At 69.6% G+C, this 25,725-nt stretch carries 23 protein-coding genes and 1 pseudogene; 14 read left to right on the top strand and 10 right to left on the bottom strand.

Annotated elements, in window-relative coordinates:
• Positions 1-13 precede the first annotated feature (13 nt).
• The 5 genes and pseudogenes from DCI01S_RS18105 to DCI01S_RS00335 all read left to right on the top strand — a co-directional run.
• Positions 14-1,054, top strand: a pseudogene (locus DCI01S_RS18105) (acyl-CoA dehydrogenase family protein); the annotation flags it as partial.
• A gap of 93 nt (positions 1,055-1,147) precedes the next feature.
• Positions 1,148-2,362 carry an acyl-CoA dehydrogenase family protein gene (locus tag DCI01S_RS18100; protein ID WP_311199382.1) on the top strand — a complete coding sequence of 405 codons (1,215 nt, stop codon included), beginning with the start codon at positions 1,148-1,150 and terminating at the stop codon, positions 2,360-2,362.
• A gap of 60 nt (positions 2,363-2,422) precedes the next feature.
• Entirely contained in the window at positions 2,423-3,535 is a 1,113-nt protein-coding gene (locus tag DCI01S_RS00345) for a bifunctional MaoC family dehydratase N-terminal/OB-fold nucleic acid binding domain-containing protein (RefSeq protein ID WP_061227439.1), read from the top strand.
• Complete coding sequence (locus DCI01S_RS00340) at positions 3,532-3,981, top strand: MaoC family dehydratase (RefSeq protein ID WP_061227438.1); 450 nt, start codon at positions 3,532-3,534, stop codon at positions 3,979-3,981. The genes DCI01S_RS00345 and DCI01S_RS00340 overlap by 4 nt, the downstream gene beginning before the upstream one ends.
• On the top strand, positions 3,978-5,156 hold the full coding sequence (locus tag DCI01S_RS00335; protein ID WP_061227437.1) for a lipid-transfer protein: 1,179 nt from the start codon (positions 3,978-3,980) through the stop codon (positions 5,154-5,156). The genes DCI01S_RS00340 and DCI01S_RS00335 overlap by 4 nt, the downstream gene beginning before the upstream one ends.
• A 20-nt stretch (positions 5,157-5,176) precedes the next feature.
• Here the strand turns inward: DCI01S_RS00335 and DCI01S_RS00330 are convergent, their stop codons facing one another.
• Positions 5,177-6,256, bottom strand: coding sequence for an alpha/beta hydrolase (locus DCI01S_RS00330; RefSeq protein WP_061227436.1), 1,080 nt, complete (start codon positions 6,254-6,256; stop codon positions 5,177-5,179).
• 186 nt (positions 6,257-6,442) lie between these two features.
• Here DCI01S_RS00330 and DCI01S_RS00325 point away from each other — a divergent pair, with 186 nt between their 5' ends.
• Positions 6,443-8,095, top strand: coding sequence for an AMP-binding protein (locus tag DCI01S_RS00325; protein ID WP_061227435.1), 1,653 nt, complete (start codon positions 6,443-6,445; stop codon positions 8,093-8,095).
• 105 nt (positions 8,096-8,200) lie between these two features.
• Here the strand turns inward: DCI01S_RS00325 and DCI01S_RS00320 are convergent, their stop codons facing one another.
• Together DCI01S_RS00320 and treS are read right to left on the bottom strand one after the other, a co-directional pair.
• The gene (locus tag DCI01S_RS00320; protein WP_061227434.1) at positions 8,201-9,592 is read right to left on the bottom strand and encodes a maltokinase N-terminal cap-like domain-containing protein; all 1,392 of its coding nucleotides are present in this window, start codon (positions 9,590-9,592) and stop codon (positions 8,201-8,203) included.
• A complete protein-coding gene (gene treS, locus DCI01S_RS00315) occupies positions 9,589-11,403 on the bottom strand; it encodes a maltose alpha-D-glucosyltransferase (protein WP_244881613.1) in 1,815 nt (604 codons plus the stop codon). The genes DCI01S_RS00320 and treS overlap by 4 nt, the downstream gene beginning before the upstream one ends.
• 34 nt (positions 11,404-11,437) lie before the next feature.
• Here treS and DCI01S_RS00310 point away from each other — a divergent pair, with 34 nt between their 5' ends.
• Genes DCI01S_RS00310 through DCI01S_RS00300 form a run of 3 tightly spaced genes read left to right on the top strand, consistent with a single transcriptional unit; the run spans position 11,438 to position 13,123 of the window.
• Positions 11,438-11,728, top strand: coding sequence for a hypothetical protein (locus DCI01S_RS00310; RefSeq protein WP_061227433.1), 291 nt, complete (start codon positions 11,438-11,440; stop codon positions 11,726-11,728).
• Positions 11,725-12,069: a hypothetical protein gene (locus DCI01S_RS00305; protein WP_061227432.1), complete on the top strand. Its 345-nt coding sequence runs from the start codon at positions 11,725-11,727 to the stop codon at positions 12,067-12,069. The genes DCI01S_RS00310 and DCI01S_RS00305 overlap by 4 nt, the downstream gene beginning before the upstream one ends.
• Before the next feature lie 10 nt (positions 12,070-12,079).
• Positions 12,080-13,123 (top strand): LLM class F420-dependent oxidoreductase, encoded by a 1,044-nt coding sequence (locus DCI01S_RS00300; RefSeq protein ID WP_061227559.1) that lies wholly within the window; start codon positions 12,080-12,082, stop codon positions 13,121-13,123.
• Positions 13,124-13,140: 17 nt separating this feature from the next.
• Here DCI01S_RS00300 and chsH3 read toward each other — a convergent pair whose 3' ends face one another.
• Together chsH3 and kstD are read right to left on the bottom strand one after the other, a co-directional pair.
• Positions 13,141-14,001 (bottom strand): enoyl-CoA hydratase ChsH3, encoded by an 861-nt coding sequence (gene chsH3, locus DCI01S_RS00295; protein WP_061227431.1) that lies wholly within the window; start codon positions 13,999-14,001, stop codon positions 13,141-13,143.
• A gap of 1 nt (position 14,002) precedes the next feature.
• Complete coding sequence (kstD, locus tag DCI01S_RS00290; RefSeq protein WP_061227558.1) at positions 14,003-15,709, bottom strand: 3-oxosteroid 1-dehydrogenase; 1,707 nt, start codon at positions 15,707-15,709, stop codon at positions 14,003-14,005.
• 60 nt (positions 15,710-15,769) lie between these two features.
• On the opposite strand from kstD, the gene DCI01S_RS00285 reads away from it, so the two are divergent.
• Entirely contained in the window at positions 15,770-16,555 is a 786-nt protein-coding gene (locus DCI01S_RS00285; RefSeq protein WP_174521494.1) for a 2-keto-4-pentenoate hydratase, read from the top strand.
• On the opposite strand, the gene DCI01S_RS00280 is transcribed toward DCI01S_RS00285, so the two are convergent.
• Positions 16,552-17,313, bottom strand: coding sequence for an IclR family transcriptional regulator (locus DCI01S_RS00280; RefSeq protein ID WP_061227429.1), 762 nt, complete (start codon positions 17,311-17,313; stop codon positions 16,552-16,554). The two genes, DCI01S_RS00285 and DCI01S_RS00280, sit on opposite strands and share 4 nt — an antisense overlap.
• A gap of 123 nt (positions 17,314-17,436) precedes the next feature.
• On the opposite strand from DCI01S_RS00280, the gene DCI01S_RS00275 reads away from it, so the two are divergent.
• From DCI01S_RS00275 to dmpG, 3 genes are all read left to right on the top strand, one after another.
• Positions 17,437-18,957: an HNH endonuclease signature motif containing protein gene (locus DCI01S_RS00275; RefSeq protein ID WP_061227557.1), complete on the top strand. Its 1,521-nt coding sequence runs from the start codon at positions 17,437-17,439 to the stop codon at positions 18,955-18,957.
• An 83-nt stretch (positions 18,958-19,040) separates the two neighbouring features.
• Positions 19,041-19,958, top strand: a complete 918-nt coding sequence (locus DCI01S_RS00270) for an acetaldehyde dehydrogenase (acetylating) (RefSeq protein WP_061227428.1) — start codon at positions 19,041-19,043, stop codon at positions 19,956-19,958.
• Positions 19,959-19,963: 5 nt separating this feature from the next.
• A complete protein-coding gene (gene dmpG / locus DCI01S_RS00265) occupies positions 19,964-21,028 on the top strand; it encodes a 4-hydroxy-2-oxovalerate aldolase (RefSeq protein WP_061227427.1) in 1,065 nt (354 codons plus the stop codon).
• A gap of 56 nt (positions 21,029-21,084) precedes the next feature.
• Here the strand turns inward: dmpG and DCI01S_RS00260 are convergent, their stop codons facing one another.
• The 4 genes from DCI01S_RS00260 to DCI01S_RS00245 all read right to left on the bottom strand — a co-directional run bounded on the left by DCI01S_RS00260 (position 21,085) and on the right by DCI01S_RS00245 (position 24,327).
• Entirely contained in the window at positions 21,085-21,504 is a 420-nt protein-coding gene (locus DCI01S_RS00260) for an NADPH-dependent FMN reductase family protein (RefSeq protein WP_061227426.1), read from the bottom strand.
• 24 nt (positions 21,505-21,528) lie between these two features.
• Complete coding sequence (locus tag DCI01S_RS00255; protein WP_061227425.1) at positions 21,529-22,590, bottom strand: ferredoxin--NADP reductase; 1,062 nt, start codon at positions 22,588-22,590, stop codon at positions 21,529-21,531.
• Positions 22,591-22,708: 118 nt separating this feature from the next.
• Positions 22,709-23,104, bottom strand: coding sequence for a hypothetical protein (locus DCI01S_RS00250; protein WP_061227424.1), 396 nt, complete (start codon positions 23,102-23,104; stop codon positions 22,709-22,711).
• The gene (locus DCI01S_RS00245; protein WP_061227423.1) at positions 23,104-24,327 is read right to left on the bottom strand and encodes a 3-ketosteroid-9-alpha-monooxygenase, oxygenase component; all 1,224 of its coding nucleotides are present in this window, start codon (positions 24,325-24,327) and stop codon (positions 23,104-23,106) included. The genes DCI01S_RS00250 and DCI01S_RS00245 overlap by 1 nt, the downstream gene beginning before the upstream one ends.
• A gap of 190 nt (positions 24,328-24,517) precedes the next feature.
• Here DCI01S_RS00245 and hsaA point away from each other — a divergent pair, with 190 nt between their 5' ends.
• Positions 24,518-25,693 (top strand): 3-hydroxy-9,10-secoandrosta-1,3,5(10)-triene-9,17-dione monooxygenase oxygenase subunit, encoded by a 1,176-nt coding sequence (gene hsaA, locus DCI01S_RS00240; protein ID WP_061227422.1) that lies wholly within the window; start codon positions 24,518-24,520, stop codon positions 25,691-25,693.
• The last annotated feature ends 32 nt before the right edge of the window (positions 25,694-25,725 follow it).

The following is a 25,725-nucleotide window of genomic DNA, read 5'->3' as shown; positions in this document are numbered from 1 at the left end:
AACAGGACTGATCGTGGACTTCACGCGTACCGAGACCCAGGCCGCCGTCGCCGAGGCGGTGGCCGGCGCGCTGTCGACGGCCGCCCCGGCCGAGGAACTGCTCACCGCGCTGCCCAGCCGCAGTGTCGACGACGCCGGCTTCGACGAGCGCCTCTGGTCGGCGTTCGCCACCTCCGGGTTGCTCTCGCTCGGCCTGCCCGCAGCGCTCGGCGGCGACGACCTCACGCCCGCCGACATCGCCGTGGTTCTCGAGGAGGTCGGCCGTGCGGGCGTGGTGATCCCCGCCCTGGAGACGCTGGGCCTGGGCGTGCTGCCGATCGTCACCCTCGGCACCGCGGACCAGCAGAAGCGACTGCTCTCCGGCATCGAGGACGGACGTATCCTCACCGCCGCCGTCGCCGAGCCCGGCAGCCCCCTGCCGCTCGAGCCCACCGTACGGCTCGAGGGCGGGAAGCTCACCGGGACCGCGACATCGGTGCGGTACGCGGCCCAGGCACGTCACGTGCTCGTGCCGGCGACCACGCCCGAGGGTGCCGTCCTCGTCGTCGTCGCCCCCGACGCCCCCGGCGTCACCCTCACCCCCACCCTCGGCTCCCTGGGCGTGCCCGAGTACGCGATGCGGTTGGACGGCGTGCAGGTCGACGACGACGACGTGCTCCGCGGCTCGGGATCGGAGTCGGTCCTCGAGGAGTTCCGGCGTCTCGTCCTGGCCGCCTGTATCGCCCACGGCGACGGCCTCGTGGCCGGCGCGCTCGACATGACGGCCGACTACCTCAAGGAGCGGGTGCAGTTCGGTAAGCCGCTCGGCTCGTTCCAGGCGGTGCAGCAGGAACTGGCGGACGTCTACATCGTCTCGCAGACGCTGCACGTGATCGCGCAGTCGGTGGCGTGGCGGATCTCCGAGGGGCTGGCCGGGCCCGGTGACCGCTACGAGACCGATCCCACGATCGGCGCGTACTGGCTGGCGACCGAGGGTCCGCGCGCCGTCCAGCTCCTGCACCACCTCCACGGTGGCGTCGGCGTGGACGTCACGTACCCGATGTTCAAGTACTCCTCTGCGGTCAAGGACCTCGCCCGCTTCGTCGGCGGCGCGCAGCTGCACCTCGACGCGCTGGGCGCGGCGATCGCCGCCGACCCGGTGGGGCAGGTGGCGCCCGCCTCCGGCGACGCGGACGCCGCCGACGCCGAGGGCGCGTTCATCGACCTCACCGCCGAGCAGCGCGCGCTGCAGGACGAGCTGCGCGAGTACTTCTCCACCCTCATCTCGCCGGAGGAGGCCGCGGACATCGCGACCACGCGTCACGGCGACACCTACGCGGAGATCATCACGCGGATGGGCCGCGACGGCTGGCTGGGCGTGGGCTGGCCCACCGAGTACGGCGGCAAGGGCTTCGGCCACATCGAGCAGCAGATCTTCACCAACGAGGCCACCCGCGCCGACGTGCCGCTGCCCTCGGTGACGCTGCAGACCGTCGGCCCGACTCTGCAGAAGTACGGCACCGAGAAGCAGAAGGAGAAGTTCCTCCCGGGGATCCTCGACGGGACGATCCACTTCGCGATCGGGTACTCCGAGCCCGACGCCGGCACCGACCTCGCCGCGTTGCGCACCACGGCGCGCAAGGACGAGGCGACCGGCGACTGGATCATCAACGGGCAGAAGATGTGGACCACCGGCGGGCACCACGCCGACTACATCTGGCTCGCCGCCCGCACCGGCACCCCCGATTCCCGGCACCGCGGGCTGACGATCTTCATCGTGGACACCACCGACCCCGGCTTTTCGTTCACGCCGATCATCACCTGCGACGGCGCCCACCACGTCAACGCGACCTACTACTCGGACGTGCGCGTCCCGGCGGACATGGTCGTGGGCGAGGTCGACGGGGGCTGGAAGATGCTCACCACGCAGCTCAACCACGAGCGCGTCATGCTCGCCCCGTCGGGCCGGCCGGGCGGGTACTACGACGAGCTCGCCGCCTGGGCCCGCGGCACCGGCGTCGACGGCGTCCGCCACCTGGACCGGCCCGAGGTACGGCGCGGTCTCGCGGAGATCTTCGCGATCGTCCGACTCAACGAGCTGCTCAACTGGCAGGTCTCGTCGACTGGGGACAATCCGTCGATGGGCGACTCCGCCGCGTCGAAGGTGTTCTCCACGGAGAAGATCCAGCACGTCGGCCGGATCGTCGAGGAGCTGCTCGGCCGCTTCGGCGACCCCACCGATCCCGACACGGCGGCGCTGCAGCGCTGGTTCGACATGATGAACAAACGCAACGTCGTGATCACCTTCGGCGGCGGCGTCAACGAGGTCATGCGCGAGCTGGTCTGCATGGGCGGCCTCGGCATGCCCCGCACGGCGCGCTGACACCGACCCCGTCCGCCAGCGCAGCCCCGCTGCGCACCCCACCCCGACGAGAAGGCACCCATGAGTGACGACACGGTGTTCGACGACACGGTGACCGACGAGCGCGCCGCGCGCATCCTCGCCGCGGCCGACGAGGTCAAGGCCTCCGGCGGCAGCGCCCGCCGCGCGGGCCGCGACCCCATCAACCTGCCGATGATCCGCAACTGGACCGAGGCGATCGGCGACACCAACCCGATCTACGAGACCGAGGAGGCGGCCGTCGCGGCCGGCCACGGCGGACTCGTCGCCCCGCCCGCGATGGCGCAGGTGTGGACGATGCGCGGACTCGGCAAGACCCGCGAGGCCGACGACCCGCTCGGCCGCATGACCGACATCCTCGACGCCGAGGGATTCACCTCGGTCGTCGCGACCAACTGCGACTCGGTCTACCACCGCTACACCCGCCCGGGCGAGGAGGTGACCATCGAGTCCGTGCTGGTGGACGTGGTGGGCCCCAAGACCACGGGCCTGGGCGAGGGCTGGTTCTTCACCACCCGCAACTACTGGCGCGTCGGCGATGAGGTCGTGGCCGAGATGGACTTCCGGATCCTCAAGTTCCGGCCGCCGGCCAAGACCGCGGAGCCGGCCGGCTCGGCTTCGTCGGAGGAGCGGATCGTCGCCAGCTCCGGCTCGGCCACCGACGACCTGGTGGTGGGCGAGGTCCTGCGCCCGTCGGTCTCCCACGACACGCGGTTCTTCTGGGACGGCGTCGCCGCCCGCGAGCTGCGCATCCAGAAGCGCGAGGACGGCTCCCTGCAGCACCCGCCCGTGCCGGCGCTGTGGAAGGAGAGGTCCGAGCAGACCGACTACGTCGTGTCCTCCGGCCGCGGCACGGTGTTCAGCTTCGTGGTCCACCACGCGCCGCGGGTGCCGGGCCGGACGAAGTTCCCGTTCGTCATCGCGCTGATCGAGCTGGAGGAGGGTGTGCGCATGCTCGGCGAGCTGCGTGACGTCGACCCGGCGGAGGTCCGCATCGGCATGGAGGTCGAGGTGGAGTTCCTCGACATGCCGGGAGATGAGTCCGAGGACGCGGCCTTCGGCACCGAGCCGTGGACCCTCTACGCGTGGCGCCCCGCTGGCACTGCGCCGATCGACCGTCAGATGCCCGAGGTCAAGGAAGGTGGCGGCAAATGAGCGAGAACAGTGCGGTGACCGACGTGATCTGCCCCGCCGAACCGCCCGCCGCCACGGTGGGGGACCGGCTGCCCGAGCTGACCATCGAGGGGACGCCGACGTTCATCGTGGCCTCCGCCCTGGCGACGCGGGACTTCCAGGACGTGCACCACGACCGCGACCTGGCCCACGCCAAGGGCTCGAAGGACATCTTCGTCAACATCCTCACCGACACCGGCCTCGTGCAGCGGTACGTGACGGACTGGGCGGGCCAGCGCGCGCGCATCACCTCGATCAAGCTGCGCCTCGGCGTGCCCTGGTACGCGTACGACTCCCTGACCCTCACGGGTGAGGTCACGGGGATCGATGGCGACGGGCTGGTCACGCTGAAGATCGTCGGCACGGACTCGCTGGGCGCGCATGTCACCTCGACCGCGACCCTCTACATGAACGGAGGCCCGCAGTGAGCTCCCTCGCGGACAAGGCGTCGATCGTCGGCATCGGCGCGACCGATTTCTCCAAGGACTCCGGCCGGTCCGAGCTCCGGCTGGCCGCCGAGGCCGTCCGCGCGGCGGTGGCCGACGCCGGTCTGCAGCCGTCGGACGTCGACGGCCTGGTGTCGTTCACGATGGACACCAACACCGAGATCGCCGTGGCCCGCGCCGCCGGTATCGGCGGTCTCAACTTCTTCTCGCGCATCCACTACGGCGGCGGCGCGGCGTGCGCAACGGTCCAGCAGGCGGCGATGGCCGTGGCGACCGGCGTCGCGGAGGTCGTGGTCTGCTACCGCGCGTTCAACGAGCGCTCGGGGATGCGCTTCGGCCAGGTCAACTCGGCGCTCGTGCACCAGGTGAACTCCTCGGGCACGGACAACGCGTTCTCCTACCCGCACGGGCTGTCCACCCCGGCCGGGTTCGTCGCGATGGTCGCGCAGCGCTACATGCACGAGTACGGCGCCACGAGCGAGGATTTCGGCCGGGTCGCGGTGGTGGACCGCAAGCACGCCGCGGCCAACCCGGCGGCGTTCTTCTATGGCAAGCCCATCACGCTGGAGGAGCACCAGGCCTCGCGCTACATCGCCGAGCCCCTGCACCTGCTGGACTGCTGCCAGGAGTCGGACGGCGGCCAGGCGATCGTCGTGACCACGCCCGAGCGGGCCCGCGACCTGCCGCACGAGCCGGTCTCGATCGCGGCGGCGGCCTCGGGCTCCGGGCCGGACCAATACATCATGACCTCGTATTACCGCCCCGAGCTCGCGGGTCTGCCCGAGATGGGGATCGTCGGCGACCAGCTGTGGTCCCAGTCGGGCCTGCGGCCCGAGGACATGGACATGGCGGTGCTGTACGACCACTTCACGCCGTACGTGCTCATGCAGCTCGAGGAGCTCGGCTTCTGCGGGCGCGGCGAGGCCAAGGACTTCGTCCGCGAGCCGGGTGCCCTCGAAGTGGGCGGCCGGCTGCCGCTCAACACCCACGGCGGCCAGCTCGGCGAGGCGTACATCCACGGTATGAACGGCATCGCCGAGGGCGTGCGTCAACTCCGCGGGGAGTCGGTCAACCAGGTCGCCGGCGCCGAGAAGCTCGTCGTCACCGCAGGGACCGGCGTGCCCACCTCGGGACTCGTCCTCACCGCGCAGCCCTGACACGCGCCAGCGCCGCCGGCTCAGCGGCGCAGGCACCCCCGGACGAACGAGCCGATGTCGCGGACCGCGACCCGCGCCTCCGGGACGAGCGGGTGGAAGACCTGGAACACGTGGAACTGGTCCGGCCACAGCTGGAACTCGTGGCGCACGCCGTGCTCGGCGAAGTTCTCTGCCATGCGCTCGATCCCGCCCCGGAAGATCTCCTGGCCGCCAGCCTGGATGAGGAACGGCGGCCAGTCCGGGGACGGCTCGTAGTTGATCGGGGAGATGGCCGGATCGTCCGGGTCCACCCCGGGCGCGTACTGCCGTCGGCACAGTTCGGCGAGCCCCAGGGCGAGGAACGGGTCCTTGCGCGCCCGGTCCCGCTCGGTCATGTCCGTGAAGTCCAGGTCGACCCAGGGGGAGAGCAGCACGACGCCTGCAGGCATCGGCGCCCGCGTCCTCTCGAGGTGGGCCACCAGCTGCAGGGCGAGGTTGCCTCCGGCCGAGTCGCCGGCGACCACGATGTTCGCGGCCGGGAACCCCATCTCGATCAGCCACTCCCAGCCGGCGATGGTGTCCTCGGTGGCCGCCGGGTGCGGATGTTCGGGCGCGAGCCGGTAATCCGGTAGGAAGACCGGGACGCCGGTCTCGCTGGCGATCCGGGACGCGAGCGCCTTGTGTGACCACGGGGATCCGAACGCGAAGCCGCCACCGTGGACGTGGTAGATCACCTTGTCGGAGTCGAAGAACCGCTTGCGGCCCACCCACAGGCCGGGCACCGGCCCGTCCCACGACCAGTCGTTGGTGCTCTCCAGCGCGGCGGCGCGGCCCGCTCCCGAGGTGAGGGCCCGCAGCCGCCCGAGCGAGGCGTCGGTCGCGGGCATCCGGTCCAGGGCGGGGCGCACGATCAGGCGCAGGGCCTCGGCGAGGCCCCGCGAGCGGAGCGTCCCCTGTTCGGCGGGCCCCTGGAGGACGGGCCCGCGTCGGGACGGCCGGTCGGCCTCGCGGTCGGACGAACGGCGGCCGTCCTGGGGGACGTCGCCGGACCCGGTCGAGCGTGGCAGTCGGAGGCCGCCGTCGTACGGCGGGCCGGGATGTCGGGGCCGTGATCCGCTCATGTGCGCAATGTAGACGCTCGACTGACGGTGGTCACCCGTAACCATGCCCGGAGGTTCGTCGCGAGGTGGAACCTGTTGCAGTAATGCCCGATTGTCGCTGCTCAGTACCGGGTCTGGACATGAGAACAAGTTCAGGCCACAATGTGAGAGAAGACACACAGCCCCCGCTCTTAAGGACCTGCCCCGATGACCGACGCAGTTGCCGATCAGTCCACCGATCCCCTCGCCGGAACCAACCCGGACATGAACGAAGCCGCCGTGTTCGAGGCCGTGGCCGACAGGATCCCGGACAACCCGCTGCTCACCATGGACGGTGTCGACTACACGTACCGGCAGATCGATGAGCTCGCCAACCGAATGGGTCACCTCCTGAAGGCCCACGGTGCGGAGCCGCTCAGCCACGTCGCGCTGTACATGAAGAACAGCGCCGAGCACATGGCCGCCATCGTGGCGTCCATGAAGATCCGCGTGGCCGGGATCAACGTCAACTACCGCTACACCCCGGCCGAGCTCGTCTACCTGTTCAACGACTCGCAGTCGGTCGCCGTGATGGTCGACGCCGAGTTCGCCGAGACGATGGCCGCCGCGGTGCCGCAACTGACCAGCACGCGCACGATCCTCGCCGTCGGCGGGACGCCTCAGGTCCTCGCGGACGCGTGTGCTGCCGCCGGCCTCACCCTGGTCGACGTCGACGCCGAGCTGCCCCAGCAATCGGCGGAGCGCGGGTTCGAGCCGGCCCGCGGTGACGACCACTGGATCGTCTACACCGGCGGCACCACCGGGTTCCCCAAGGGCGTCCAGTGGACGATGTCGGACTACTACTACGCCTGCCTGTCCGGCGGTAACCCCTACGGAGACAAGCGGCACAGCCCGCAGGAGGTCGCGGACAACGTCTCGCCCGACGGCGGATTCCGCGTCGTCATCTCAGCCCCGCTCATGCACGGCGCCGGACTGTTCACGCTGCTGACCTTCGTCAACATGGGTGGCCACCTGATCCTGTTCCGCGACTTCGACGCGGAGGTCATCGTGGACGCGACCGCCGAGCACAAGGCCGGCCTGTTGATGTTCGTCGGCGACGGCATGGCCGTGCCGATCACCGACGCCCTGCTCGAGGCCAAGAAAACCAAGGACTTCAGCTCGATGTTCATGGTCGCCTCCGGCGGCGGCATCTGGTCCAAGTCCTCGCGTGACCGCCTGCACGAAGAGTTCCCGAACGTCATAATCCGCGACAACTTCGGCGCCTCCGAGACCGGCAACGACGGCGAGCTGAACCTCAACGAGGACGGCGAGATGGTCCTGGCGCCGACCCCGCGCCTCGGGCTGATCGACGAGTCCAACCAGCCGGTCGCCCCCGGATCAGACGTGGTGGGCTACATCGTGCGCCGCGGTCACGTCCCGCTCGGCTACTGGAACGACCCGGAGAAGACCGCCAAAACCTTCCCCGTGGTCGACGGTCAGCGGGTCGCGGTGCTCGGCGACATGGGCCGGATCCGCGAGGACGGCTCCATCGTGTTCCTGGGCCGCGGCTCGGGCTGCATCAACACGGGCGGGGAGAAGGTCTTCCCCGAGGAGGTCGAGCAGGCGCTCAAGGCCCACCCGGCCGTGCACGACGCGCTGGTCGCCGGCGCCCCCGACCCGCGCTTCGGACAGAAGGTCGCCGCAGTCGTGTCCTTCCGCGAGGGCACGTCGGCCGAGCCGGAGGAGCTCTCCGCATTCCTGCGTGAGTCCCTGGCCAACTACAAAGTGCCCAAGGTGATCGTCGTCGTGCCCGAGATCCGCCGCTCGCCCGCGGGCAAAGCCGACTACAAGTGGGCCAAGGAGCAGATCTCCACCAAGTGACGCACGAGCAGTGACGCACGAGCAGTGACCACCCCGGCCGGGCCCGTACCAGCGGCCGGGCCGCGGTGCGTCGCATGGAGCGTGCTTCGCGGGGTGCGTAGCCGGTCAGCCGGCGGCGAGGATCCGCTCGACCGCACCCATCGGCACCGGGACCCACCCGGGTCGATTACGTGACTCGTAGACCACCTCGTACAGGGCCTTGTCCAGTGTGTACGCCCGCAGCAGCGCTCCGGAGTCGCGAGGATCGGCGTCGCTGACCTCGGCGTACCCCGAGCAGAAGGCGTCGACGTTGCGGTCACGCCACTCGCGGGCCCGGAAGCGCAGCTGCCGGTCCTCCACGCCGACGAGCGTGTGCTGGGCCGCGTAGTCGAGACTGCGCAGGATGCCCGCCACGTCGCGGGCAGGCGAGTCCGGCACCCGGCGCTCGGCGAGGGGTGCGGCCGGCTCCCCCTCGAAGTCGATGACGATCCAGCGGTCCGGTGCCCGGAGGGTCTGGCCGAGGTGCAGGTCGCCGTGGATGCGGTGCACGCGTACCGGGCCGGAGCCGGCGACCTCGTCGAACACCGCCCGCGCGGCGTCCGCGAACTCCGCCAGCGCCGGTACCTCGGCCACCGCCGCGTCCAGCCGCGCCCGCATCGACGCCACGAGGTCCGTACCGTCGCGCGTCGCCACTCCGGTCGCGGCCGCCAGGTCCTCGTGCACCTGCGCCACGGCCGCCCCGAGCCGGCCGGCCTCGTCGGCGAAGTCGGTGCCCACCTCCTCGGCCAGCAGATCGGCCTCGGCGAACAGGTCTCGGACGCTCGCCGTGGCCATCGCCCACCCGTCGGCCGCGCCCGCCATGAACTCCTGGGCCATCGCCAGGGTCGTGGGCCCGTTTCCGGTGTCGCCCCCCTCGCCGTCGTCCCCGTCGCCGCTCAGTTCCACCCATCCCCGCAGCGCCGCCACCGCCGGGCACTCCCGGTCGGCCAGCGCGGCGTGCAGCTCCACGTCGGGGTTCACGCCCGGCTGGACCAGCCGGAACACCTTGACCATGAGGTCGTCGCCGTACACCAGCGACGAGTTGGACTGCTCACCCTCCAGCAGCCGCCCCCACGTGGGCTCGGGCAGCGTGGCGCCGGGGACCAGTCGGAACCGCAGCCCGCCGACCTCGTCCTGCCCGGCCAGGTGGCGGAGCAGGGACTCGGTGCCGCGGGGGTCGCGCAGTCCGTCGTAGATCACGGGGGAGGCGCCCTCCGGGGTCAACGGGAACGCCCGTCGGTCACCCGGCAACTCGGCCGCGGTCGCGATCGGCACCTGGTAGCGCTGGGGCCGACCGTCCACCTCGAGATCCACCAGCAGGTGCTCGACCAGCACCTCCGGATCGTCCAGGAACACCTCGCGCCGGGTGATCCGCACTCCGGTGAGTTCCAGCCCCTTGCCGGCGAACCACCGCTGCTCGGGTAGCCAGTCGGTGAGCAGTCGGGCCAGGGTGTCGTCGTCGACCGGGGAGATACTCATCTCGGTCCCTCCTCCGGGCTGCGCAGTTCGAGCCAGTAGAAGCCGTACCCGGGCAGCGTGAGCTGGTACGGGTCGGCGTCGATCTCCGGGAACGGCACCCCGCCGGTGAGCTCGACGGGCTGACGACCAGCGTGCTCCGCCAGGTCCAGGCGCACCGCCTGCGGGAACCGCGACAGGTTGTTGACGCACAGGATCACGTCGGTGCCCGTGCCGTCGGAATCCAGCGAGCGCAGGTAGGACAGGATCGACGGGTTGGACCCGCCGAGGTCGGTGAACTCGCCCAGCCCGAATGCCGGGTGGCTCTTGCGGACGTGGATCATGCGCCGCGTCCAGTGCAGCAGGCTGGCGGTGGAGTTCATCTGCGCCTCCACGTTGACGCCCTGGTAGCCATACAGGGGGTCCATGATCGCGGGCAGGTACAACCGGCCCGGGTCGCAGCGGGAGAACCCGGCGTTGCGGTCGGGGCTCCACTGCATGGGCGTGCGGACGGCGTCGCGGTCGCCGAGCCAGATGTTGTCGCCCATCCCGATCTCGTCGCCGTAATACAGCATCGGCGAGCCGGGCAGGCTGAGCAGCAGCGCCGTGAACAGCTCGAGCTGGTTGGTGTCACCGTCGAGCAGGGGGGCCAGGCGCCGGCGGATGCCGATGTTGGCCTTCATCCGCGGGTCCTTGGCGTATTCCGCGTACATGTAGTCACGTTCCTCGTCGGTGACCATCTCGAGCGTGAGCTCGTCGTGGTTACGCAGGAAGATCGCCCACTGCGCCGAGGACGGGATGTCGGGGGTGTGGGCGAGGATCTCGGTGACGGGGAAGCGGGACTGCCGCCGCACGGCCATGAAGATCCGCGGCATGAGCGGGAAGTGGAACGCCATGTGGCACTCGTCGCCCACCTCGGGCTCGCCGTAGTAGTCCACCACGTCGTCGGGCCACTGGTTGGCCTCGGCGAGCAGCACACGCCCCGGGTACTCTTCCTCGACCACGGCGCGGCACTTGCGCAGGAACTCGTGGGTCTCGGGCAGGTTCTCGCAGTTGGTGCCGTCGCGCTCGAACAGGTACGGCACGGCGTCCAGGCGGAACCCGTCGATGCCCAGGTCCAGCCAGAACCTCAGGACGTCGATCATCGCCTCCTGGACCTCGGGGTTGTCGTAGTTGAGATCGGGCTGGTGGGAGAAGAAGCGGTGCCAGTAGAACTGCCCGCGTACGGGGTCGTAGGTCCAGTTGGAGGACTCGGTGTCGACGAAGATGATGCGGGCCTCGGGGTACCGCGTGTCGTCGTCGGACCACACGTAGAAGTCGCCGTACGGGCCCTCCGGGTCGGCGCGGGACTCGGTGAACCAGGCGTGGGTGTCGGAGGTGTGGTTCATGACCAGGTCGGTGATGACCCGGATGCCGCGGCTGTGCGCCTGCTCGAGGAGTTCCACGAAGTCCTCGACGGTGCCGAACTCCGGCAGCACGGTGCGGAAATCGCGGATGTCGTACCCGCCGTCGCGCAGCGGCGAGTCGTAGAACGGCGGCAGCCACAGGCAGTCGACGCCCAGCCACTCGAGGTAGTCGAGCTTCTCGATGAGACCACGGAGGTCGCCGGTGCCGTTGCCGTCCGAGTCGTAGAAGGCCCGGACCAGGACCTCGTAGAACACCGCGGACTTGTACCAGTCGTGGTTGATCTCGAGTTCGGTGGCGTGACGGTAGTCGTCCGCGCTGGGCTCGACGACGTGCCCGTCGTCGGTGAGCTCGGGGTCGGCCGGCCGCGGGTCGGCGGCGCGTGAATCGACGGGGCGGGACTCGGACTGCAGGCGCGGCTTGGGTGCCATGTCGGCGAGCCTACGGCCCCGTACGATCCGGTGCATGCGGAAAATCGACCCGACCGAGCGGGTCCGCGGCGTGGTGCGGGCCTTCCGGGGCCGGCACGGCCGGCGCGCCCGTGCGCTCGCCGTGCGGTTGGACGGCGACGACGACGAGGTGGTCCTCCGCCCGTGGGAGCTGCGGTTGCCGAGGGTGGTCGTCCACGCGGCGGCCCGGTCCAGGGGCTGGGAAACCGTCGGGGGCGCGCGGGCGCTCGTCCAGCGGGGCCCGTGGCTCGAGCCGATGCACTTCGTCCGCGGCGGGGACGCCCATCCGACCGGTGACCTGCGGTGAGCCCCGGCTGGGTGCTCACGGTCCTGGCACTGCTCCCGCTGCTCGCGTGGGTGATCGCCGCCGCGGTGATCGCCGCCCGCCGGTGGTGGCGGCGTCGGGGGGATGACCGTGCGCGCCGGCTGCGGTTGGCCCGGATGTTGCGCGGTGGCGAGCTCGTCGTCGTCCCCACCTCGGACATCGACCTCCCCGAGGCCACCGTCCTCGCCGTCGCGGCGGATGCCGGGTACCGACTCGTGGGCTACGAACGCGCGGACACGCCCCTGTGCCGCCGGATCGGGGTGTTCGTGCGCATAGGCGGGGAGGTCGACGCGGTGATCAGAGGCGTGCCCGCACCCCGGTAGCGTGACGCGCATGCGCATCGGGATGGCTCTGAACTACAGCGGCGGGTTCGCCGAGACGGCCGCGGAGGCCGCGGACCTCGAGAGGGCGGGACTGGACATCGCGTTCGTCCCGGAGGCGTACTCGTTCGACGCCGTGAGCCAGCTCGGCTACCTCGCGGCCAAGACGTCCACCATGGAGCTGGCGTCGGGGATCCTGCAGATCTACACCCGGACGCCCACGCTCACCGCCATGACCGCGGCCGGGCTGGACTTCGTCTCCGACGGCCGGTTCGTGCTGGGCCTGGGCGCCTCGGGCCCGCAGGTCGTGGAGGGCTTCCATGGCGTGAAGTACGACGCGCCGCTGGCCCGCACGCGCGAGGTGATCGAGATCTGCCGCAAGGTGTGGCGCCGCGAGAAGGTCGTCCACGACGGGAAGAAGTACCAGATCCCGCTGCCCGCCGACCAGGGCACCGGGCTGGGCAAGCCGCTCAAGCTCATCAACCATCCGGTGCGCTCGACCATCCCGATCGTCCTGGCCGCGCTCGGGCCCAAGAACGTCGAACTGGCCGCCGAGGTCGCGAACGGCTGGCAGCCGCTGTTCTTCCACCCGGAGAAGGCGCACCTCGCGTGGGGTGACGCCCTGGCGGCGGGCAGGGCGAAGCGCGACCCGTCGCTCGGCGAGCTCGACGTCTACGCCGGCCCCGCCCTGGCGATCTGCGACGAGGCCGAGGTGCCCTTCTACCTCGACCTCGTCCGGCCGCACCTGGCCCTCTACATCGGTGGCATGGGCGCGCGCGGTAAGAACTTCTACAACGAGCTCGCGTGCCGCTACGGCTACGAGGACGAGGCCGCCCGCATCCAGGACCTCTACCTGGACGGCAAGAAGGAAGAGGCTGCAGCGGCGGTCCCCGACGAGCTGGTCCGCTCGGTCTCCCTCATCGGGCCCGCCGGATACGTCGCCGAGCGGGTCGAGGCGTTCCGCGAGGCGGGCGCCACCACGCTCACCGTGGTCCCCATGGCCCTCGACGCGCCCGGCCGACTGCGCCTCGTGGAGCAGTTCCGCGAGATGTGCTGACCTGCGCTGGGCGCCGGTCAGGCGAGCTCGACCACCACGTTCTTCAACACGGGGGCGTCGTCGCGCTCCGCGACGGTGGCCGCCACGAGCAGGCGCGAGCCCTCCTCCCACACGCGGACGCGCATGGTCTCGCCGGGGAAGAAGATGCCGCCGAAGGTGACGCCGTACCCGCTGACGCGGGAGACGTCGCCGCCCAGCACCTCGTCGACTACCGCACGCAGGACCACCCCGTACGAGCACAGGCCGTGCAGGATCGGACGCGGGAACCCGGCGGCCTCGGCGAACGCGGGGTCCGAGTGCAACGGGTTGCGGTCACCACACAGGCGGTAGAACAGCGCCTGCTGGGGGAGCGTGGCCACCTCGATGGTGTGGTCGGCGTCCCGCTCGGGGTACTCGACCTTCTCCGACGTTCCGCGCTCGCCGCCGAAGCCGCCCTCGCCCTTCGCGAAGATGCCGGACCGGGAGGTCCACAGCTTCTCGCCGTCGGCGGAGACCGTCTCGGACTCCTGGATGATCACCGCGGCCGACCCCTTGTCCTGGATCTCGGCGATCTTCGTGGTGGTCACGGCGGTGCCGGCGGCCGGGATGGGGCGGTGCAGCGTCACGGACTGGCTGCCGTGGACGACCTTCGCCAGGTCGATCTCCACACCCGGGAACGACACCTTCGGCGCCTCGGTGACGTTCATCGTCGCCGCGACGGTGGCGAACGACGGCAGCACCTTGGGCGCGGAGTCGTGGACATACTCCAGCCCTGTGGTGTCCGTGGGGTCGGCGGCCGCGCCCACGGACAGTGCGTAGAGCGCCACGTCGGAGGCGGTCCAGGAGAATTCCTGGGAGGGCAGCTGTGCCCCGAGGGCTGTGTCGAGATCGATCGGCACGTCAGACTCCCGTCTTCTGGGTGGAGGGGGTGGAGGCGAGCATGTGCTCGACGGCGAGGTAACCGAACACCATGGCGGGTCCGATGGTGGCGCCCGGGCCGGCGTAGGTGTGGCCCATGACCGGCGAGGACGCGTTGCCCGCGGCGTAGAGTCCCTCGATCACGGAGCCGTCCTCACGCAGCACACGGCCGTGGACGTCCGTGTTGGCGCCGCCCTTGGTGCCGAGGTCGCCGGGCACCATCGTGGCCGCGTAGAACGGGGCCTTGCGGACGGGGCCGAGGCTCGGGTTGGGCTTGTTGGTCGGGTCCCCGTAGTAGTGGTCGTAGCCCGACTGACCGCGCTGGAAGTCCTCGTCGCGGCCCTTCTCGGCGAAACCGTTGAAGCGCTCGGCGGTGCGCTCGAGGGCGTCGGCCGGTACGCCGATGAGTTCGGCGAGCTCGGCGAGGGTGTCCGCCTTGTGGAAGTTCTCCGTCGCCAGCCACTTCCTGGGCAGCGGCTGCTTGGCCTGCAGACCGGCGAAGAGGTACCGGTTCTTGTACTCCTGGTCGAAGATGATCCAGGCTGGCAGGTTCTCGGCCGGGCCCTCACCCTGGCCGTACTCGCCGCCGTACATCCTGTGGCCTGCCTCGACATAGGGCAGCGACTCGTTCATGAAGCGCTCACCGCGCGGGTTGACCATGAACGAGCAGGGCAGAGACCTCTCGGCCAGCGCGAACCACGGACCACGCGGGAGCATGATGGTGGGACCCCACCAGGCGTCCTCCATGAAGGACAGCTCGGCGCCGACCTGCTCCATGGCCTCGATGCCCTCACCGGTGTTGGCGGCCGCACCCACGGTCCAGTCGGTGGGGATGGGCTGACGCTGGTACTTGTCCCGCATCTCCTGGTTGTGCTCGAATCCACCGGAGCCCATCACCACGCCGAGGCGCGCGCGCAGCGTGACCTCCTCACCGTTCCGCATCGCGGTGATGCCGACGACCCGCTCCTCGTTGCCGGAACCCTCGGTGACCAGACCGGTCATGGGCGTCTCGAGCCACACCGGCACGCCCGCGTCGAGCAGGCCCTTGCGCAGGCCGGCGATGAGCGCCCGGCCCATGCCCACTGAGTTCTGCCCCCGGGCCTTCGCGAGGAACATCCGCAGCGACACCTTGATCGAGCGGCGGATGCCCTTGGTGGTCGGCCGCTGCAGCAGGTTGAGCCACCGGTAGTCGGACTGCATGACCACCATGTTCGCCGGGGCCTTGGCGTAACCGGGCTCGAGCTTGTCGGCTTCGGACCCCAGTTGTCGTAGGTCGAACGGCTTCGGCTCGACGGACCGGCCTCCGAGGCGACCGCCGGGAGCCTCGGGGTAGTAGTCGGAGTAGTCCTTGACCCACTCCAACCGGAGCGGGGAGTTGGCGAGGACGAAGTCGAGGACCTCGGGCCCGCGGTCGACGTAGGTGTCGATCCGCTCGGCCGGGACGACGTCGCCGACGATCGAACGGAGGTAGGTCCGCGCGGCCTCGGGGGTGTCGAGGACACCGTCGCGCTGGAGCACCGAGTTGTTGGGGATCCACACGCCGCCGCCGGAGCGGGCGGTGGAGCCTCCGTAGTGCGGGGCCTTCTCCACGAGGACCACGCTGAGGCCCTTCTTTGCTGCCGCGAGGGCGGCCGTCATGCCTGCTCCACCGCTGCCGACGACGACGACGTCGAATTCCTGGTCTGCCATGTAGAACACGTTATAGAACTGATCGTCGTCACGCCAGACGCCCCAGGTAGCATGCCCGTCATGCTCACCGAGGAGACCCGCGCCACTCTGGCCCAGCGACTGTGGGACGCCGAGACCGACGTCTCGCCGATCGCCCCGCTGACCGACGACCATCCGGACATGAATGCTGACGACGCGTTCGAGATCCAACTCGTCAACATTCGCCGCAAGCTCGACGCCGGTGCAGTCGTCATCGGCCACAAGGTGGGTCTGGCGTCCAAGGCGATGCAGGAGATGATGGGCGTCGACGAGCCCGACTACGGTCACCTGCTCGACTCCATGGAGTATCCGGAGGGCGCGCCGATCGAGGCGGCGCGCTTCTGTTTCCCGCGCGTCGAGGTGGAGGTGGGCTTCATCTTGGGTGCTGACATCCCGCCGGAGGGGTGCTCGCAGGAGGAGGCCGCGGCGGCGATCGAGTGGGTCGTCCCGTCGATCGAGCTCATCGACTCCCGGATCCGCGACTGGAAGATCAAGCTGCCGGACACGATCGCGGACAACGCCTCGTCGTGCGGTTACGTCATCGGCCGGCAGCGCGTGCGTCTGGCGGACATCGACGTGGCCGCAATCGATGCGACGCTCTACAAGAACGGCGAGTTCCTCGCCTCGGGCCGCTCCGACGCGGTGTTGGGCAACCCGCTGAACTCGGTGGGATGGTTGGCCTCGACGGTCGCGAAATTCGGCGTCCGACTGCGCAAGGGCGACATCATCCTCCCGGGCACCGCCATTCGCGCGATGGACGCGACGCCGGGCGACACCTTCCGTGCGGAGTTCGCGGGCCTGGGCGACGTGACGATGGCGTTCCGCTAACGGTCCGAGCTCAGGGCGCGCCCGGCTGCCGCGGCCGCGCGGGTGACCAGCGGTTCGAGCCGGGCCAGGGCGTTCTCGTCCGCCGCGCTCGCGGACAGGGCAGCTACTGCCCGTGTGCCGCCGGCGCCCTCCTCGTCGTCGTCGAACACCGGCGCCGCCACGCAGTACAGCCCGGGGGTGAGCTCGGCGCGGTCCACCGCGCGCTTCTTCCGGCGGATCTCGCCGAGCTCCACCTCCAGCGCGTCGGGCGAGGTCAGTGTGGTCTCGGTCCACGCGATCATCGGCCACCGCGCGACGCGGCCGGCGGCATCCTCGTCGAACGCCAGCATCGCCTTTCCCACCCCCGTGCAGTACGCGGGTAGCCCGCCCCCGATCCGTGACGGTGACGGGATCGGGCGTGGGCCGTGCAGTTTGTTGAGATAGACCACCTCGTCCCCGTGCAGGGTGGCCAGGTGGACGGTCGCGCGCGTGGCCTCGAAGAGGTGCGCGAGGAACGGCGTGAGTGCCCGCCGAATCCGCTCATATTCAGGCGAGACGGGGATCGGGTCCAGTTCCTGGACCAGCGGCCCGAGCCGGTAGCGCTGGCCGATCCGCGTCACCGCGTCGTTGCGCTCGAGGGCGGTGAGCAATCGCAGCGCCGTGGACTTGGCCAGCCCCGTCTCCCGCGCTATCTCGCTCAGGGTCATCCCGGTGCCCGCCGCCGTCACACGCAGCACCTCGAAGGCGCGATCGACGGGGGAGGTGGGCGGCTCGGTCATGCGGTGAGTGTAGCGCGCGGGTCGGACACGCCGGGGTCGTTGAATCGAACTCTTGCGCTATTCCTGCGCGCCGATTAGGGTCGTATATACGTTCTACTGAGGCGGCGTGGGGGGGGGGTGAAGATGTCGGAAGCGAAGCCGTTGTTCGCCGTCTCCGATCCACTCGGCGCTGCCGACATGAAGGCGGTCAGTGACGCGGCGCGGGCGGCGACGCTGGCACAGAACCGGGCCGGTGCCACGCGGTTGGAGGCCGCGCACATGCTCGTCCAGCAGTTCTCCCGCGCGGCGGAGGCGGAGGCAGCCGACGCGGAGCGCCGCGAGGCGTCGCCGCGGCCGGCCTATGCGCGGCTCGCTCCGGAGTCGCGGGCCCGGGACCATCTGGCGGCGGCGTGTCAGCTCACGTGCTGGCACGCCGAGCGACTGGTCACGGCCGGAGTGCAGATCCACTCCCGGCTGTTGCGCCTGAGGTCCTCGGTCGACCGGGGGTTGGTGCCCGAGCAACTAGCCATCGATATCGCCTGCAAGTTGGCTGCAGTGCCCGACTCGATCCTCTCCGACGTGGAAGACGAGTTGATAGCCGGGCTCACCGGAGACCTGGGGGGCGGGGACCGGCCGAGCCGCACCGAGGTGGACTCGCGGATCGACGAGCTCGTCGGCCGGTTCGACCCCGCAGGGGCGGAGGAGGCGGAGGCCGAGGCTCTCGCTACCCGCATGGTGCGGTTTCGGACCGGCCGCAACGGTATGGCCGACCTCGTGGCGAAACTGCCCCCGGCGGAGGCTGAGTTGCTGCGCGGGCGCATCGAGGCCGAGGCCCGCGCCGCGTCGGCGGACGGCGTTCCCGGGACGCTGGACCAGCTTCGCGCAGACGCCCTCGCGTCGCTGGCTGTGTACCCGAACAACGGCGATTCGAGCTGCGCGAGTGGCGGTGACGCGGTCAGCGGTGAAGCCGCGGGCGAAGAAGCGATCGAGCTAGGCGATGTCCGAGCGGGCGCGGACCTGCCGCGGCCGTCGCTCGGTAACGCCGCGAACGCCGGGCAGGCGATCCGGATCAGCGTGATCGCCTCGGCCGCGCAGGGGCTCCCCAACCGGGTCGAGTTCGTCCACGGCGCGTACAGCAGCTACAACTGGCTCTGCCAGCAGCTCCTGGAGGGCGACGACGCCAGCGTGCGCTTCGAGCTGATCGACCCCGCGCCCGGCGCCGTCGACTCGCCGGACCACGCACTGCGATACCTGATCAGCCCGGCCATGGCGGAGCGGATCCGCCTCCGGGACGGTACGTGCCGGCACCCGGGGTGTTCGGTGCCGGCGAAGGACTGCGACGTGGATCATGTGATCGCGTTCAACAAGCGCGATCCGGAACTCGGTGGCCCGACCCTCGAATGGAACCTCGTGTGCCTCTGCCGCAAGCACCACCGCGAGAAGACGTTCGGTACCAACGCCTACCGTCCCGGCCCGCTCGGTGAGCTGATCATCCTCACAGAGACCGGTCACCGGCACCGCACCAGACCACGGGGCCCGTTGGCCCGCGCCCGCGACGGTATTCGGGAACGGGCGTGGGAGGACTACGCCGACCGGCTGATCTCCGCGGACGGGTACATCACCAACCCGCCGGGGACGGAGCGGTCCCGCGGGCGACCCGCCTAGCGAGCGCCACCGGACCAGGTCGTTGTGCCGTTGAGTGGCACAGCTGTTTGTGGCGTGCGTTCCCCGCGCGCGACACTGCTCTCATGACAGAGAAGGCCAAGCTCACAGCAGCGATCGTGGGGTCCGGCAACATCGGCACCGACCTGATGTACAAGCTCGAGCGCAGTGAGTACATCGAGCCCAAATGGATGATCGGCATCGACGCCGAATCCGAGGGTATGAAGCGCGCCGTCGAACACGGCCTCGTCTGCATGGCCGGCGGCGCTGACGAACTGCTCGCCTCCATCGAGGCCGGCGGCGAGAAGCCCGACCTCCTCTTCGAGGCCACCAGCGCATACGTGCACAAGGAGTACGCGCCCAAGTACGAGGCCGCCGGCATCGTCGCCATCGACCTGACGCCCGCGGCCGTCGGTCCCATGGTGATCCCACCCGCCAACCTCCGCGAGCACCTCGGCGCGCCCAACACCAACATGGTCACGTGCGGCGGCCAGGCCACCATCCCGATGGTCCACGCCGTCTCCTCGGTCGTCCCCGTCGACTACGCGGAGATCGTCGCCTCGGTGTCCAGTGCGTCCGCTGGCCCCGGCACCCGCGCCAACATCGACGAGTTCACGCAGACCACCAAGCTGGCCATCGAGAAGGTCGGCGGCGCCAAGCAGGGCAAGGCGATCATCATCCTCAACCCGGCCGAGCCGCCCATGATCATGCGCGACACGATCTTCTGCTCGATCCCTGAGGACGCCGACCACGACCTCATCACCACCGCCATCCGCAAGCGCGAGAAGGAGATCCAGGAATACGTGCCGGGCTACCGGCTGCTCCAGGAGCCGCAGTTCGACCCGCCCACCGAGATCACCGGCGGCATGGCCCGCGTGGCGATCTTCGCCGAGGTCGAAGGCGCGGGGGATTTCCTGCCGCCCTACGCCGGCAACCTCGACATCATGACCGCCGCCGCCGCGAAGGTCGGCGAAGAGATCGCCAAGAGCAAGCTCGGAGTGTGACAGACATGGACAAGACCAACCCCCACAACGCCGACGCACGGGCGTACAGCTCCGAGCTCGACATCCGCATCACCGACTCGTCGCTGCGGGACGGCTCCCACCACAAGCGGCACCAGTTCTCGGTCGAGGACGTCCGCAACGTCGTCGGCGCCCTCGACGGCGCGGGAGTCCCCGTCATCGAGGTCACCCACGGTGACGGGCTCGGCGGCGCGTCGTTCAACTACGGCTTCGCCAAGTCCTACGACCAGGATCTCATCAAGGCCGCGGCAGAGACCGCCAAGCAGGCCAAGATCGCGTTCCTCACGCTGCCCGGCCTGGGTATCAAGGACGACATTCTCGCCGCGCGCGACAACGGCGGCTCCATCTGCCGCGTCGCCACCCACTGCACCGAGGCCGACGTCTCGATCCAGCACTTCGGCTACGCACGCGAGCTCGGTCTGGAGACCGTCGGCTTCCTCATGATGAGCCACACCCAGCCGCCGGAGGCGCTCGCCAAGCAGGCGCGCATCATGACCGACGCCGGCTGCCAGTGCGTCTACATCGTCGACTCGGCCGGCGCGCTGGTAATGGACCAGGTCTCCGACCGTGTCTCCGCGCTCGTCGCGGAGCTCGGTGACGACGCCCAGGTGGGCTTCCACGGCCACGAGAATCTCGACATCGGCGTGGGCAACTCGATCATGGCCATCCGCGCGGGTGCGCAACAGATCGACGGTTCAACCCGCCGCTTCGGCGCGGGCGCGGGCAACACGCCTGTCGAGGCGCTCGTCGGGTGCTGCGACAAGCTCGACATCCGCACCGGCATCGACTTCTTCAAGATCGCCGACGCGGCCGAGGACGTCGTCCGTCCGCTCATGCCCACCGAGTGCGTCGTCGACCGCCAGGCCATGATGCTCGGCTACGCGGGCTGCTACTCGTCGTTCCTCAAGCACGCCGAGGGGCACGCGCAGCGCTACAACGTGCCCGCGTCGGAGATCCTGCTCCGCGCCGGCGAGCGTCGTCTGGTCGGCGGCCAGGAGGACCAGCTCATCGACATCGCGTTGGAGATCCAGAAGGAACTGGCGAACGCCTGATCCTCACCCCGCCCGCCGCAGTCGCGCACCCGGGGCGGGGCGGGGCGTCGTGGCTGTCACGGGTCGACCCTGACCCCGCCGAGTGCCCAGGTCACGACCGGCTCGAGGGTCGCCGCGTCGACCAGTTGGAGGCGGCGGGAGTGCAGTAGCAGCTGCGCGGCGGGAGCCTCGGGCGTCCTGCGGAGTTCGCGGCGCAGGGCGGCCAGGTCACCGCGCCCGGGGTCGTCGGCGGGGGAGAGTCCGACGACGACGAGGGCTGCGCGCCCGGGAGCGGAGCGGATCGCCCGGATGATCCGACGTCGCCCGAGGATGCGGGTCGCGTTGACAGGTGCGAGCACGATCAAGGGGTCGGCGTCGTGGGCGGTGGTCAGCGTCGACAGTTCGACGGCGGGCGTGCTGAGCTGCTCCGCTAGGGCGACGGCGTAGCGGCGCGTGGAACCGTACTTCGAGGTGAAGGCGACGAGCGGGGAGTTCACGCTCCCCAGTCTGTCACCGTGGACTTACTCGGAGTAGGAAACCTCGACGCGGTCGGTCTTGGGCAGGAGCTGACAGCTCAGGACGTAACCCTCCTCGACCTCCTCGGGGTCGAGGATCCCGTTGTGGATCATCTCGACCTCTCCGGACTTGAGGATGCAGGCGCACGCGGAGCACTCGCCCTTGCGGCAGGAGAACGGCGCCTTGATGCCCTTGGAGAGCAGGACGTCGAGGAGGGGGGTCTGACGTGGCCAGGGCACCTCGTGCACCTCGTCGTCGAGCTCGACGATCGCGGTGGCCGGGCCGGCCCCGTCCTCGCCGGGGGAGTCGTCGATGACGATCTCCGCGAACGGGTCTCCCTCGATGGAGGAGAACACCTCGGTGTGGATGAGGTGCATGTCGGCGCCGGAGCGGCGCAGGCCGTTCTTGACGGTCTCCATGAACGGCGCGGGGCCACAGATGTAGGAGTGGCGCTTGGCGGCGACCGGCTGGAGGAGGTTGCCGATCATCTCGGCGGTGGGGATGCCGGAGACGGACTCGAGCCAGTGGACGACCGTGAGGCGGTCGGGGTTCTTGCGCTGCAGGTCCTGCAGCTCGTCCTTGAAGATGACCGAATTCTCGTCGCGGTTGGCGTACACCATGACGATGTGGCCGGTGCCCTGCGCGAGCGCGGACTTGAGGATCGACATCACCGGGGTGATGCCGGATCCGGCGGCCAGGAGGATGAAGTCCTGGTCGAGGTTCTTGGGGGTGAAGATGCCGGACGGTGCGAGCACGTGCATGCTCATGCCGGCCGCGGCGTTGTCGCACAGCCAGTTGGAGCCGTAGCCGTCGATCGTGCGCTTGACGGTCACCTTGAGACGGGCGTCCTCGGTGGGGGAGCTCGACAGGGAGTAGCAGCGCGCGACGGAACCCGTCCGGTCGCTCGGGATCCGCAGGGTGAGGAACTGCCCCGGGGTGTACCTGAAGTCGTCTTCGCCGCCTGCGGGGATGTCGAAGACGATCGACTTGGCGTCGGCGGTCTCCTCGATCACGTCTGCGATCGTGAGTGCGCGGACGAAGGAGCCGAGCTGTGGGGTGTCGGTCATGGATGCGGAGCCTATCGCTTTGATACGCGGGGGACGGGGGTCGCAGGGCACTGTCGCAGACGGCGGCGACCTCCACCGAGCGCTTCCCACTCAGTGGAAGTCCTGTGCCGTTGCGGTGTCACTCGGGGACGAACAGCGGGTTGACCATGTGTTCGTCGTCGGCCGGGTCCACGCCCTCGGAGATGGTCAGCAGACCCTCCGCGTAGGCGTAGCGGATGCTCGCCAGCATCCGGGGGCAGGTGTCCTCACCCTCCGGCCGTTCGCCGCCCGCGCGCCAGTCGGTGAGTACGGGGCACGTGCGGTCGCTGCCCTCGGTCCACTGGATGGACGTGTGCTTCTCGCTGTTCTTGCGAACCGAGACGCACGCCCCGCAGCTACGGCACTCGACGGGTTGGAAGCCCGCTCGTGTGTAGGTCTCGCGGTCGAGGTCGGTGTACGAGTGGAGTCGCGCGGCGCGCGCCGGGTCGGTGTCGTCCCAGGTCGGCGCGCGCCGCGCGTCGTTCTTCTTGAACATCAGTTCTGCGACCGGGTGGCGCCCGCCTCGCCGGCGACCTCTGCCATGCCGGTGTACTGGGTCTGCTCGTCGGAGATCTCGGCCTCACCGGCCTCCTGCCTGCGCATGTTCTCGGCGACCTCCTTCTCCCAGTACTGGTTGGCGGCGGTGGTGTCGACCTCGAACTCGAAGCGCTCGGTCATCTCCGGCGTCACCTTGTCGCGGTCCACGTAGAACTGCTCGTACCAGCGGCGGAGCTGGTAGACGGGGCCGTCCTCCTCGCAGAGGAGCGGGTTGGCGATCTGGGACTTGCGCTGCCAGATGCGGACGTCCTGGAGGAAGCCCTCGCCGAAGAAGGTCGCGATCTTGGCGGCCATCTTCTCGGAGGTGGCGTCGTCGAAGCCCCGGGGCTTCTTGACCGACAGCCCGTACATCAGCACGAACGAGTTCTGGTCGATCGGGTAGTGGCAGTTGATGAGGATGGCCTCAGTTTCGAAGCCGCCGTACATCTGCTTGAGCGGGTTGATCATGTACGCCGGGCCGAAGTAGGAGGCCTCGGATTCGAGCAGCGTGTCCCCGTACTTTCCGCCGGACGGGTCGTGGTCGGGACGCCCCTTGGTGTTGAGGTACTGGGTCGCCTTCTGGCCCTCGAAGACGTTCTTGAAGTAGGTCGGGAAGGCGTAGTGGATGTAGTAGAAGTGCGCCATGTCGACCACGTTGTCGACGATCTCCATGCAGTTGGACCCCTCGATCACGAGGCGGTTCCACTGCCAGTCGGTCCACTCGCCGGTCTCGTACTCGGGGATCGCGGGGATGGCGTCCTCGGGCTGCGGCGGTTTGCCCTCGTGGTCGTGCCACACGAAGACCTGGCCGGACTGGACGTTGGTGATCCAGGAGCGGGTCTTGGCGCGCAGGGGCACGCGCTTGGCGTACGGGATGCCCTTGCACTTGCCGTCGCCGCCCCAGCGCCAGTCGTGGAAAGGGCAGGCGATGTTGCCGTCCTTGATGGAGCCGTCGGACAGGTCCCCACCCAGGTGGCGGCAGTAGGCGTCGAGGACGTTGATCTCGCCCTCGTCGTTCGCCCACACCACGAGCTTGGTGCCGAAGGCCTGGATGGAGTGGGGCTCGCCGTCGGTGAACTCCTTGGCGGTGCCGATGCAGTGCCATCCGCGCGCGTACCGATCCCGGACCTCGCCGGTATCGATTTCGCGGACGGCTCCGGGGGCCGAACCGGGTGCGGTCATGATGATCCTCCTGAGTGGCGCGAGCCGTATGAGAACAGGTTATAGAATGAGGTGGCGGGCCACAACCAGGGAGCGTTCGTGCTGGCACGGGGTGCCAGGGTGTTCCGCCTGCTAGGGGTTGCCTGGTGCAAAACTGTAACGTGTTCTAGCCTAGACCGCATCACTCCCACGCACTGCCAGAGAGGTACACATGAGCGAGTACGCCTCCCACGAGGTCATCGACCGCATCAAGGCCCTGCTGCCCGGTTTCGCCGAGCGCGCCCAGGAGACCGAGGACCTGCGCAAGGTCCACCCGCAGAACATCGCGGAGCTCGATGAGGCCGGCTTCTTCAGGCTCTGTCAGCCGGCCCAGTGGGGCGGCTACGAGGCGGACATGGAAACCTTCTACACCGCCGCCATGACGATCGCGACCGCGTGCCCGTCCACCGGTTGGTGCGCGAGCATCCTCGGCATTCACAACTGGCACCTGGCGCTGTTCCCGCAGCAGGCACAGGAGGACGTCTGGGGCGAGGACCCGACCGTGCGGATTTCGTCGTCGTACGCCCCGATGGGCGCGGCCAAGAAGACCGACGACGGGCTGGTGCTCAACGGCAAGTGGTCGTGGTCCTCGGGAAGTGACCACGCCGACTGGGTCTTCGTCGGCGGTCCGGTCCTCGACGAGAACGACAAGATCGTGGACTTCTGCACCTTCCTGGTCGAGAAGTCCCAGTACGAGATCGTCGACGTGTGGCACGTCGTCGGCCTCAAGGGCACCGGGTCCAACGACATCGTCGTCTCCGACGCGCTGATCCCCGAGCACCGTGTCCTGTCCTTCGGTCTCATGGCCGCCACCAAGGCGCCGGGGCTCGAGGTCAACACCAACCCGATCTACAAGATGCCGTGGGGCACCATCCATCCCACCACCATCTCCACGCCGATCGTCGGCATGGCGTTCGGTTGCTACGACGTCCACCGCTCACACCAGCAGGAACGGGTCCGCGCCGCGTTCGGGACCAAGGTCAAGGACGACCCGTTCGCGAAGGTCCGTCTGGCCGAGGCCGCCGGCGACATCGACGCCGCGTGGCTGCAGCTCATGCGCAACGTGCGTGAGGAGCAGGACCTCATAAGTGCCGGGGATTTCCCGGGCATGGACATCCGCACGCGCGCTCGCCGCGACCAGGTCCGCGCCACGCAACGCGCGATCGACGCGATCGGGCTGCTGTTCCAGAACTCCGGTGCCCGCGCGCTCGAGGTGAGCTCGCCGATCCAGCGGTTCTGGCGCGACGCCAACGCGGGTAGGGTCCACGCCGCCAACGAGGCGACGAAGGCGTACATCATGTATGGGCAGAACGAGTTCGGCGAGAAGGTCACCGACTCGATGGTCTGATCCGTCGTCGGCGGATCGAGAGGACTGGCATT

Origin of the sequence: Dietzia cinnamea NBRC 102147 (assembly GCF_001571065.1) — a bacterium.
GTDB classification, from domain to species: domain Bacteria; phylum Actinomycetota; class Actinomycetes; order Mycobacteriales; family Mycobacteriaceae; genus Dietzia; species Dietzia cinnamea.
This window is presented reverse-complemented; position numbering and strand designations above follow the sequence as displayed.